This window comes from Agromyces sp. NPDC057679 (assembly GCF_042799635.1).
In the GTDB taxonomy this organism is placed as follows: domain Bacteria; phylum Actinomycetota; class Actinomycetes; order Actinomycetales; family Microbacteriaceae; genus Agromyces.
In genome coordinates this window covers 1138204-1149334 of sequence record NZ_JBHVIK010000002.1, presented here as the reverse complement: position 1 = coordinate 1149334, position 11131 = coordinate 1138204, and the positions used below count along the sequence as shown (strand labels likewise).

Annotated in this window: 9 protein-coding genes; 3 read left to right on the top strand and 6 right to left on the bottom strand. The window is 72.1% G+C overall.

Annotated elements, in window-relative coordinates; translation table 11 throughout:
• Positions 1-67: 67 nt before the first annotated feature.
• From ACFVAJ_RS12240 to ACFVAJ_RS12225, 4 genes are all read right to left on the bottom strand, one after another.
• Complete coding sequence (locus tag ACFVAJ_RS12240) at positions 68-1312, bottom strand: extracellular solute-binding protein (protein ID WP_376944411.1); 1245 nt, start codon at positions 1310-1312, stop codon at positions 68-70.
• A 70-nt stretch (positions 1313-1382) separates the two neighbouring features.
• Entirely contained in the window at positions 1383-2534 is a 1152-nt protein-coding gene (locus tag ACFVAJ_RS12235) for an ROK family protein (RefSeq protein WP_376944645.1), read from the bottom strand.
• A gap of 152 nt (positions 2535-2686) precedes the next feature.
• Entirely contained in the window at positions 2687-4567 is a 1881-nt protein-coding gene (locus ACFVAJ_RS12230; RefSeq protein WP_376944410.1) for a heavy metal translocating P-type ATPase, read from the bottom strand.
• 107 nt (positions 4568-4674) lie between these two features.
• A complete protein-coding gene (locus ACFVAJ_RS12225; protein WP_376944409.1) occupies positions 4675-5892 on the bottom strand; it encodes an NADP-dependent isocitrate dehydrogenase in 1218 nt (405 codons plus the stop codon).
• Between the two features lie 224 nt (positions 5893-6116).
• Between ACFVAJ_RS12225 and ACFVAJ_RS12220 the strand changes: the two genes are divergently transcribed.
• Positions 6117-6569 carry a GNAT family N-acetyltransferase gene (locus tag ACFVAJ_RS12220; RefSeq protein WP_376944408.1) on the top strand — a complete coding sequence of 151 codons (453 nt, stop codon included), beginning with the start codon at positions 6117-6119 and terminating at the stop codon, positions 6567-6569.
• Positions 6570-6574: 5 nt separating this feature from the next.
• On the top strand, positions 6575-6901 hold the full coding sequence (locus ACFVAJ_RS12215) for an MGMT family protein (protein WP_376944407.1): 327 nt from the start codon (positions 6575-6577) through the stop codon (positions 6899-6901).
• Positions 6902-7017: 116 nt separating this feature from the next.
• On the opposite strand, the gene ACFVAJ_RS12210 is transcribed toward ACFVAJ_RS12215, so the two are convergent.
• Positions 7018-8799: a sensor histidine kinase gene (locus tag ACFVAJ_RS12210; RefSeq protein WP_376944406.1), complete on the bottom strand. Its 1782-nt coding sequence runs from the start codon at positions 8797-8799 to the stop codon at positions 7018-7020.
• Complete coding sequence (locus ACFVAJ_RS12205; RefSeq protein WP_376944405.1) at positions 8799-9464, bottom strand: response regulator; 666 nt, start codon at positions 9462-9464, stop codon at positions 8799-8801. Before ACFVAJ_RS12205 ends, ACFVAJ_RS12210 begins: the two co-directional genes overlap by 1 nt.
• Positions 9465-9745: 281 nt before the next feature.
• On the opposite strand from ACFVAJ_RS12205, the gene ACFVAJ_RS12200 reads away from it, so the two are divergent.
• Entirely contained in the window at positions 9746-11044 is a 1299-nt protein-coding gene (locus tag ACFVAJ_RS12200; RefSeq protein ID WP_376944404.1) for a type III PLP-dependent enzyme, read from the top strand.
• Positions 11045-11131 lie beyond the last annotated feature (87 nt).

Sequence of the window (11131 nt, the reverse complement as noted above, 5' to 3'; positions counted from 1 at the left end):
TCGAGTTCGTTGCAGGGAAGCGGGGGCGGAGCTGTGTGGGACTCCGCCCCCGCCGGGGCTCAACAGGCTAGCTGTTGAGGATCTCCTCGATCTGCGCGTCGAGGTCGGCCGCGATGGCCGCCACGTCGCCACCCTGGGCGATCTTCACGAGCGCCTCCTGGATGATCTGCGCAGCCTCGACCTCGGCCCACTTCGGGGTGGTCGGGGTCACCTTCGAGTTCTCGAGCGCGACGGCCTGGGCCTTCGCGATCTCGGTGTCGGGCAGGTTCGCCGCCGAAGCGGTGAGGCCCGGGGTCAGGCCACCGGCGGCCAGGAGGTCCTGGTAGCCGGCGCTCGCCATGATGTCGAGCGCGGCGCGAGCCTGCTCGGGGTTCGCGCTCTTCGTCGCGACGGCGATGTTCGAGCCGCCCGCGAAGATCGGGGCGGTCTCGCCGGCCTCGAGGCCCGGCAGCGCGAACGCCGTCAGGTCCGAGCCGTAGGTGTCGGGGCAGCCGGGCGCCTCGGCGTCGGCGGGAGCGGTGATCGACCACTGCACCCACGCGGGAGCCGAGAGGAAGACGTCTTCACCGGCGCAGAACGGCACCTGCGGGTCGGTCTCGTCGCCGTCCTTCGCCGCGTTCGACGCGTTGAGGTAGACGTCCTGGAGCTGGGTCAGGCCCTCGACGCCGCCGTCGCTGGAGAAGCCGGCCTTCCACGCGTCGCCGTCCTTCTCGGCGATGAATCCGCCGTGCGCCCAGACGTAGGGAAGCGCGTTGTACCAGTCGCGGCCCGGAGCCCAGATGCCCGAGACGGTGTCGGTGCGGCGCTCCTTGCCCGTCGCGACGTACTCGTCGAGCGTCGTCGGGACGGGGGTGTCGCCGAGGATCTGCTTGCTGTAGAACACGATGCGGCCACCGGCGTAGTACGGCGCGGCGTAGAGCTCGTCCTCGTAGGTCGCCGACTCGACGAGACCGGGCAGGTAGTCGTCGCTGTTGAAGTCGTCGAGCGGGAGGAAGAGGCCCTGGTCGGCGAAGCTCGCCGTCTGGGTGTTGCCGACCTCGACCACGTCGGGCGAGTCGTTCGACTGGAGCGCAGCTGCGTAGGTGTCGCTCACGTCGGCCCAGGTCTTCTCCTCGACCGTGAGGGTCCAACCGTCGTTCTCCGACTCGAAGGTGTCCTTGAGGTAGGCGCGAGCGTCCTCAGGGGTGTCGCTTCCGACGACCCAGACCGTGATGTCGCCACCGTCGGCCGACTCGTTCCCACCACCGGTGCTGCAACCGGCGAGGGTCAGGGCAGCCGCGGCGCCGAGCGCCACAATGCCGAGTTTCCTCATTTGTCGTTTCCTTTCATGGGGGTGGGGAAACAGCGGGGGTTCGCTGTCACCCTTGGTGCGTTGGAGTCCCTCACGAGACTCCGAGTTGTCCGGAGAGGACCATGACGGCCGCGCCGCGGAGGACGATGTCCTCAGCCTGCTCGGACATCCGGAGCCTCAGATCACGGTTGAGTTCCGCCATCGTCCGCTTCCGGAGAGTGTCGACGGTCGCCTCGTGGAAGGCTCCGTCGAGCAGATCGGCGGGGCCGCTGAGCACGACCTCCGTCAGATTGAGGGCGCCGACGACCGGCGCGAGCACGATGCCGAGCCGGCGGCCGGCCTCGCGCAGGATCACGTCGCGCTCGGCGGCGGCCTCGTCGAGCTGCGCGCGGAGGCGGGGCTCGGCGACCCAGGCCTCGAGGCATCCGTCCTTGCCGCATGCGCATCGCGGGCCGCCGTCGGTGCCGACGACGACGTGGCCGATCTCGCCTGCGGCGAATCCGCCGCCGATGACGGGGCGGCCCCCGACGATGAGTCCGGCGCCGACGCCGTGCCCGACCTTGACGAGCAGCAGCTCGCCGGGCGCGGTCTCGCCGTGCTCGGCGAGGATGGCGACGTTCGCGTCGTTCGCGACGTGCACGGGGAGGTCGGTGCGGGCGGCGAGCCGCTCCTGGAGCGGCAGGTCGACCCAGCCGAGGTTGGGGGCGGAGCGCACGACGCCGAGCGGGTCGACGACGCCGGGCGAGCCGACGCCGATGCCGAGCACCGGGATCGTCGCGAGCGCGAGCAGCCGGTCGACGAGGGTCTCGACGAGCCGGGCGGCGTCCTCGCCGGTCGCATCGTCGCGGGCGAGCTCGGCGCGCCGGGCGATGGTGCCGTCGAGCGCGGTGACGGCCCCGCGGAAGACCTCGTGCTCGGAGAGGTCGAGGCCGATGATCTGGAAGGCGTCGCGGGCGACGTCGATGAGGGTGGCGGGCTTGCCCGGCCGGGCGTCCTCGCGCTGGCCGAGTTCGACGACGAGCCCCTCGGAGATGAGCTCGGCGACGAGGTCGGAGACCGTGACGCGCGTGAGGCCCGTCTCGCGGGCGATGTCGGCGCGGCTCTGGGCGCCCGAGCTGTAGAGCGTCTGCAGGACGAGGGCGCGGTTGTGGCTGCGCGCGTGCTCGGGCAGCACCTTGCCGGTGGGCCGGAGGGCGCGCGAGCGGGTGAAGATCGGGGCACCGGCGAACGGCACGGTGAGCAGGTCGGAATGCACCACCGAGGTGGGGGGCGTCGGCTCCGTGGTGACGGGGCCTCGCTGCGCATCCGTTGCAGTCACGTTTGTTAGTAAACCTTACGAACAAACCAGACGCAAGTGCTCGACACGACTTCGTGCCTGCGTTATCGATTCGTGATCTACGGAACGGTGAGGCGAGATTCGGATGACTCGGCCACGACCTCGCGCTTGGCGTCGAGCCGCCCGCCGATCGCGCGCAGGGCGGCCAGGATCGCGATCAGGTCGACCACCTCCTGGAGCAGCGCGCCGATCGTCGCCGGGATCACGCCGAAGGCCGCGATCACCATGAGGCCCACGCTCACGAGGATCCCGATCCAGATGCTCTGCAGGGCGATGCGCACCGTGTCGCGCCCGATCTCGACGGCCTTCGCGGTCCGCGAGATGTCGTCGACGAGGATCACCGCCGAGGCCGACTCGCTCGCCGCCGTCGCCCCCTTCGCCCCCATGGCGATGCCGACGTCGGCGGCCGCGAGCACGGGGGCGTCGTTCACGCCGTCGCCGACCATGATCACAGGTCGCGCGGCCACCGCGGCGACCTCGCGCACCTTGTCGCCCGGGAGGCAGTCGGCGCGCACCCGCGTGATGCCGAGCTCCGCCGCGATGTGGTCGGCCGTCGCCTGCGCGTCGCCCGTCAGCATCATCGTGTCGTGCACGCCGAGCTCGTCGAGCCGGGCGAGGGTCGCCCCCGCGTTCGCACGCAGCCGGTCGCTCGCGAGCAGCGCGCCCGCGTAGCGCCCGTCGACCGCGACGTACACGGCGAGCTCGCCCGGCGCGATCGCCGTGCGCTGCGCCTCGGCGGCCTGCGCCTGAACGAACGCGAACTTGCCGACGACCACCTCGCGGTCGCCGAGCTTCGCCGTCACCCCATTGGTCGCGGCCTCGCGCGCCCACTCGGCCTCCGTGAGCGGCAGCCCCTGCTGCTTCGCCGCCTCGATCATCGACGCCGCGAGCACGTGCGACGAGTACTGCTCGGCGGAGGCGACGAGGCCGAGCAGCTCGTCGGCCGAGAAGCCGGGCTCGGGCCTGATCGCCACGAGCCTCGGCTCGCCGTGGGTGAGCGTGCCCGTCTTGTCGAAGACCGCGGTCTTCGCCCGCGCGAGCAGCTCGAGCACTCCCCCGCCCTTGACGATCACGCCGTTGCGCGCGGCGCGGCTCATCCCGCCGATGAAGGCGACTGGCGCGGCGATGAGCAGCGGGCACGGCGTCGCGAGCACGAGCACCTCGGCGAATCGCACCGGGTCGCCGGACGCCCACCACGCGACGCTCGCCAGCGCGAGCGAGAACACCGTGAAGGGCACGGCGTAGCGGTCGGCGAGTCGCACGACGGGCGCCTTCGACTCGGCGGCCTGGGCGACGAGCGCCACGATCTGCTGGTACTGGCTGTCGCCGGCCGTCGCCGTGGCCACGATCTCGATCGCCGACTGCCCGTTCACCGATCCGCTCAGCACCGCGTCGCCGCGCTGCTTCTCGACCGGCACGCTCTCGCCGGTGAGCGACGACTCGTCGAAGGCGGCCTCGGCCGAGTGCAGTTCGCCGTCGACGGGCACGATCTCGCTCGGCCGCACGAGCAGGCGGTCGCCCGGCCGCACCTCGTCGACGTGCACGTCGACGAGGTCGTCGCCGTCGAGGCGGTGCGCGAGCTGCGGCGAACGCGTCAGCAGCGCGTCGAGCTCGCGCTTGGCACGGCGGTTCGCGTAGTCCTCGAGCGCGGCGCCTCCCGTCAGCATCAGCACCACGAGGAGCGCGGCGATGTACTCGCCGACGAGCACCGTCGCGACGATCGCGGTGATGGCGAGGATGTCGAGGCCCCAGTGGCCGCGGAGGATGTCGCGGACCATGCCGACGGCCTGCCATGCGGCGACGACGAGCGCGTAGCCGCTGAAGATCCACGGCACGGCGGCGCCCGCGCCGGCGAGCGCGAGCACGATGCCGAGCACTCCGATCGCGAGCGTCAGCGTGACGACCCAGTAGCGACGTGCGAGCTTCAGGATGCGAGCCATGCCTCCATCCTGCCCTGCGGGCCTGCGCTCCCCGGGGAAGCACGACGAAGGGCGGATGCCCAGTGGCATCCGCCCTTCGGATCGATCACCGCGGCCGCGGCGCCGGACTACGCGCCGAGGCGCGCCTTGAGGTTCGCGTCGATCGAGTTCAGGAACTCCTCGGTCGTCTGGTAGCCCTGCTCGGGGCCGACGAGGAGCGCGAGGTCCTTCGTCATCGCACCCGACTCGACCGTCTTGATGACGACGTCCTCGAGGGTCGCCGCGAAGTCGATGAGCTCCTGGTTGCCGTCGAGCTTGCCGCGGTGCGCGAGGCCGCGCGTCCAGGCGTAGATCGAGGCGATCGGGTTCGTCGAGGTGGGCTTGCCCTGCTGGTGCTGGCGGTAGTGGCGCGTGACCGTGCCGTGCGCCGCCTCGGCCTCGACGACCTTGCCGTCGGGCGTCGCGAGGACCGAGGTCATGAGGCCGAGCGAGCCGAAGCCCTGCGCGACGGTGTCGGACTGCACGTCGCCGTCGTAGTTCTTGCAGGCCCAGACGTAGCCGCCCTCCCACTTGAGGCTGGCTGCCACCATGTCGTCGATGAGGCGGTGCTCGTAGGTGAGGCCGGCCTCGTCGAACTTCGCCTTGAACTCGGTGTCGAAGACCTCCTGGAAGAGGTCCTTGAAGCGGCCGTCGTACGCCTTGAGGATGGTGTTCTTCGTCGAGAGGTAGACGGGGTAGTTGCGCGAGAGGCCGTAGTTGAGCGAGGCGCGCGCGAAGTCCTTGATCGACTCGTCGAGGTTGTACATGCCCATCGCGACACCCGAGCCGGGCGACTGGAAGACCTCGAACTGCTGGGGCTCCGAGCCGTCCTTCGGCGTGAAGGTCATCGTGAGGGTGCCCTCGCCCTCGAAGCGGAAGTCGGTGGCGCGGTACTGGTCGCCGAAGGCGTGGCGGCCGACGATGATCGGCTTGTTCCAGCCGGGCACGAGGCGCGGGATGTTCGAGATGATGATCGGCTCGCGGAAGATCACGCCGCCGAGGATGTTGCGGATCGTGCCGTTGGGCGAACGCCACATCTTCTTGAGGCCGAACTCCTCGACGCGCGCCTCGTCGGGCGTGATCGTCGCGCACTTGACGCCGACGCCGTGCTTCTGGATCGCGTGCGCCGCGTCGACCGTGATCTGGTCGTCGGTCTCGTCGCGCTTCTGGATCGAGAGGTCGTAGTACTCGAGGTTCACGTCGAGGTACGGGTGGATGAGCTGGTCCTTGATGGCCTGCCAGATGATGCGGGTCATCTCGTCGCCGTCGAGCTCGACGACCGTGCCTTCAACCTTGATCTTGGACAAGTTGAGTTCTCCTTGGATCTCTCGGGGAATTTGAGGAAGTCTCGTGGGCGGACACGCCGTCTGCCAGCTTACCGCGTCGGCAGAATATCTCGACATCGAGACAACGAAGGACGGGTGGTGCCACGCCCTGCACCCCGTGGGGACCTACCCCGAGCCGGATTCAGGGTGGATTCAGGGTCGGCCCGGCTACCCGTGCGCAGGAATCACGGGTTAGCCTTGGCGCTATGGCTGAGCTGAGACTGGAAGATCTGTCCGCGTCGAACATCGTGGCCGCGAACACACTGTCGCTGAAGCCCGGCCAGGAGCAGTTCATCGCGCCGGTCACCTACTCTGCCGAGGCCTCGGTCGTGAACCCCGAGACCGCGTGGCAGCGCGTCGCCCTCCAGGGCGAGCGGGTCGTCGGCTTCATCCACGGCAACTTCGACCCCGAGAACGCCCACGAGGAGTTCCGCGCCTGCATCTGGCGCATCAACGTCGACGCCGACGTGCAGGGCAAGGGCGTCGGCCGCTTCCTCGCGACGGCACTCGCCGAGGAGGCCAAGCGCCGCGGCTTCGACCGCATCACCGTGCTGTGGGAGCCCGGCGACCAGGGCCCCGAGGCGTTCTTCCACCGCGTCGGCTTCGTCGACGTCGGCGAGACCGCCTACGGCGACGTGATCGGCGCGCTCGAGCTCTGAGGCCCGTGGTCCGCGCGCTCCCCGAGCAGCCGGCCGGGTTCGTCGACGCGGTGCTCGCCGTCGTCGACGACATCCCGGCGGGCCGCGTCGCCACCTACGGCGACGTCGCGGCGCTGCTCGGCTCGCGCGGCGCGCGCGCCGTCGGCCAGGTGATGGCGAGATACGGCGCGGATGCCCCGTGGTGGCGCGTCATCCGGGCGGGCGGGCGTCCGCCCGCGGGGCACGCCGAGCGGGCCCGAGCGCACTACGAGCGCGAGGGCACCCCGCTGCGCCCCTCCGCCGACGACGACGGCTACCGCGTCGATCTCGCCGCGGCGCGCTGGCGGCCCTGACCGGACGCCGAATCGGACCGCCGGACCGCTCGGCCGTCTGGGCGTCTGGCCGTCGGGCCGTCGGGCCGTCGGCCCGTCTGGGCGTCTGGCAGTCGGGCCGCGCATCGGACCCGCGATCACCCGGTGACGACGACCGGGATCCGCACCGTGATCGTCGTCCCCGCGCCCGCGGGGCTCTCGATCGTCAGCTCGCCGCCGACGGCGTCGACCCGGTCGGCGATGCCGAGCATGCCGCTGCCCTCGGGCGAGGCGCCGCCGACGCCGTTGTCGCGGACGACGAGCTCGAGCGTGCTGTCGACGAGGTGGGCACGCACCCACCCGCGGGTCGCCTGGGCGTGCTTGGCGACGTTCGCGAGCGCCTCGGCCACGACGAAGTACGCCGTCGACTCGATCACCTCGGGCAGCCGTCCCTCGGCCTGCACGTCGATCTCGACGGGCACCGGGCAACGGCCGGCGAGCTCGGGCACGGCGAGCGCGAGCCCTCCGGACGAGAGCAGCGAGGGGTGGATGCCGTGGGCGAGCTCCCGAAGCTCTTTCAGGGCGTCGTTCAGCATCGCGATGTTGCCGTCGAGCTCGACCCCGAGCGGCTCGACCCCGCGGTCGCGCGCCTGGTTCGCCGCCAGCCGCAGCCGCATGCCGAGCGAGACGAGGTGCTGCTGCGCCCCGTCGTGGAGGTCGCGTTCGATGCGGCGCCGCGCCTCGTCCCCGGCCTCGACGATGCGCGCACGCGATTGGCGCACCTGCTCGAGCGTGCGCTCGATCTCGGAGCGCAGGCGGCCGTTGTCGACCGAGAGCCGGAGTGCGCTGGACACCCCGTCGAGCAGGCGCATGTTGTCGGTGAGCACCCGGTCGTGCCGGATGAGCGCGATCGGCATGCCCGTCGGGGAGGCGACCGGCAGCAGGCTGTGGTCGCCGTTGCGGTCGGCGGGGTCGTGCTCGATGGGCTCGCCCGAGGCATCCGCGTACCGGCCCCGCTCCTCGTCCCACCAGTAGACCCTGACCGAGGCGTCGCGGAGGGTGCGCGCGAGCGACTCGGCCCAGAGGCCGCGGTCGGCGCCCTCGCGGGTGATGCGCATCAGGTCGGCGACGCGGGCGCGCATGTTGCGCGTGTGCGAGATGCCCGCGACGAAGCTCACCGGGATCGAGGCGATCGCGACGAGCGACACGGTCGCGAGCACCTGCGGCGCGGTCGCGTTCGCCGCGTACGTCACGGCCTGCGCGGCGAGCGTCGTCGCCCAGGCGAGCAGCGCCACCGGCATGAGGAACGCCACGGTGCGGGCGGGCACGCTGCCCCGGATCCAGCGCACGAGGAACCGTCCGGCGATGACGAGCGCGAGGAGCACGCCGATGAGGCGGTAGCCGATGTCGATCGCCCCGGCCACGACGGGGGCGTCCATGATGCGGTAGGGGTTCGGGGCGCAGTCGCAGAGCGCCGCTGGCGGCTCGGCGAGGAGCACGGTGCCCAGCAGGTAGCCGACCGAGGCCACGAGCGCGATGGCCCCGAGCACGCGCGCGAGGCGGTCGCCGAAGTCGCCGCGCGGATAGAGCAGCACGAGGATGCCCGTGAGCAGCCCCCACCAGAGGTGCACGCCGTAGAGCAGCGGCCAGAGCCATCCGAGGTCCTCGATGACCCGGAGGAAGGTGAGCGGGATCCACACGACCGGGAAGAGCACCATGAGGCGCGCGGGCACCCGGGAGGGCCCGATCGCCCAGGCGACGCCCGCACAGGCCGCGAACACGAGCGGGACGATCGCGTGCAGGGTGACGTAGCTCACCTCGGGGCGCTCGGACTCGGGGGACACGAGGAACCCCGTGATCTCCATCGTGAGGCTCAGCGCGACCACCGACGCGATGGCGATCGTGCGCTTGATGATCCGGCCGCGTCGGCCGGGCGCCATCACCTCGCGCCGAGGAGCGTCAGCACCGCGAGCACCCGCCGGTGGTGCTCGGGCGACTCCTCGAGGTCGAGCTTCTGCAGGATCGAGCGGACGTGGGTCTCGACCGTCTTCAGGCCGAGGAAGAGGGTCTGCGCGATGCCGCCGTTCGAGTACCCCTGCGCCATGAGCTCGAGCACCGATCGCTCGCGCTCGGTGAGCCGCGACAGCGGGTCGTCGGCACGGGTGCGCTGCACGAGCTGCTCGACGACCTCGGGGTCGACGACCGACCCGCCCGAGGCGACCGTCTCGACGGCGCGGACGAGGGTCTGCGGTTCGGAGACCCGCTCCTTCAGGAGGTAGCCGGTGCCGCTGCCGGCGCCCATCACGCGCAGGGCGTACTCAGGGGTCGCGTACATCGAGAGCAGCAGGACGCCGATCGTCGATCCGCTCGCGCGGAGCGACTCGAGCGCGAGGATGCCCTCGTCGCGATAGCTCGGCGGCATGCGGATGTCGAGCACGGCCGCGTCGACCCCGCCTTCGCGCACGACCTCGACGAGCTCCTCGCCCGTTCCGACCGAGGCGACGACCTCGAGCCCGCCGCCCTCGAGCACCTTCGCGATGCCCTCGCGGAGGAGGAGCGCGTCATCGGCGATCGCCACCCGCAACGGTCGAGACGTCTCGTCCATGGGCACCTCCACTCCGCCGACCCGGGGCACCGAACCGCACCGATCCGAGCCGTGAAACGGGCACGGGCGACCGAACCGGTCGCCCCCGCCTGTCGTGACTGTATCGCGTTCGGCACCCGCGCCGCTCCCCCGCTTCAGGGGGTACCCGGATCCCATCGACCGCTCGACGTGGCAGGCTGCCCGTGCGACGTGCGTGCCGACGGGTGCTCAGGGCGCGCACCCAGCCGGATTCGTGGTCGCTCCTGATCCGGACGGTCGGCGTCTCGGCCAGCATCGGTCACATGTTCGGCGCAACCCTCACCCCCACCCCGACTCGGGAGCGCACCCGACGCTCCGAGCCCCGCCGCCGCACCCTGCCGGCCCCCGAGCTGCCGCCCAGCCGCGAACTCGTTCGCCGCGAGCTCGTCGCCGCCGCCTCCCGCATCCGGCTCGCCGAGCTCGTCGCGGTGCACGGCAGCCCGCTGCTGGTGCTCGACACCGATCGGATCGCGACGCGACTGCTCGCGCTGCGGCGCGCACTGCCCGGCGTTCACCTCCACTTCGCGCTCGGCGCCCTGCCGCACCCCGCCGCGATCCGGGCGGCGCACGCGTTCGGCGCCGGCTTCGACGTCGCCTCCCGACGCGAGATCACGCTGCTCGAGCGCGAGGGCGTCCCGCTCCGGCACGTCGTGCACGTCGACCCCGTCAAGCGGGTCGACGACCTCACCAGCGCCTATCTCCGCGGCATCCGCACCTTCGTCGTGGACGCACCGTCCGAGGTCGCGAAGTTCGCGGGACTCCCCCGCGACGTCGCGGTGCTCGTGCGACTCGCGTTCCCCGGCCGCGGAGCCGGCTCGGCGGCCGGGTCGGCGGCCGGCTCCGGCGTCTCCGCCGAGGCGGCGCCCGCACTCGTGGCCCACTGCCGACGGGTCGGGCTCCGCGTCGCCGGGTTCACCTTCCACCTCGGCGACCGGCAGCGGGACCCGGCGGTCTGGGAGCAGGCGATCCGCGGCTCGCTCGCGCTCGCCCGCACGCTCGAGCGCCGGCACGGCACCCGATTCGAGATGCTCGACCTCGGCGGCGGCCTCCCCCTCGACGACGAGTCGGCGGACTTCGCCCGGGTCGCCGCCCGCATCCGGGCGGCGCTCTCGGGCGCGCCCGCGCACCTGCGGATCGTGATCGCACCGGGCCGGTTCGTCGCCGCACCGGCGGTGACGCTCGTCGCACGCGTCGTCGCCGGCGCTGACCGTCCCGACGGCCGATGGCTCGCGCTCGACGGCGAGGTGCGCGACCTCCTCCCCGCCCTGCGGCGCGGCGGCGGCCGTCCGCTCGTCTTCGCCGCCGAGGAGCTCGCCAGCCAACCGCTCGCCGACGACGCGGCGGAGCGCGCGACCCGTCGGCTCCTCACCCGGGACCGGGTGCCGACGACCCTCGCCGGGCCGACGAACGACCGCCGCGACGTCCTCGTGCGACACCAGCCGCTGCCGCCGCTCGGCGTGGGCGACCTCGTGGTGATCCCCGGGATGGGGGCGTACACGCTCCAGGCCGCGATCGGCTTCGACGGGAGCGCGGTCGCCCCCGTGGTGGTCGTGCCGCAATGAGTCGGCGCACGGACGACGGATGCCTCGCGCCCCGAGTGGGGCGCGAGGCATCCGTCATGCCGTGAACGCGGCGCGCCGTCGGCGCGT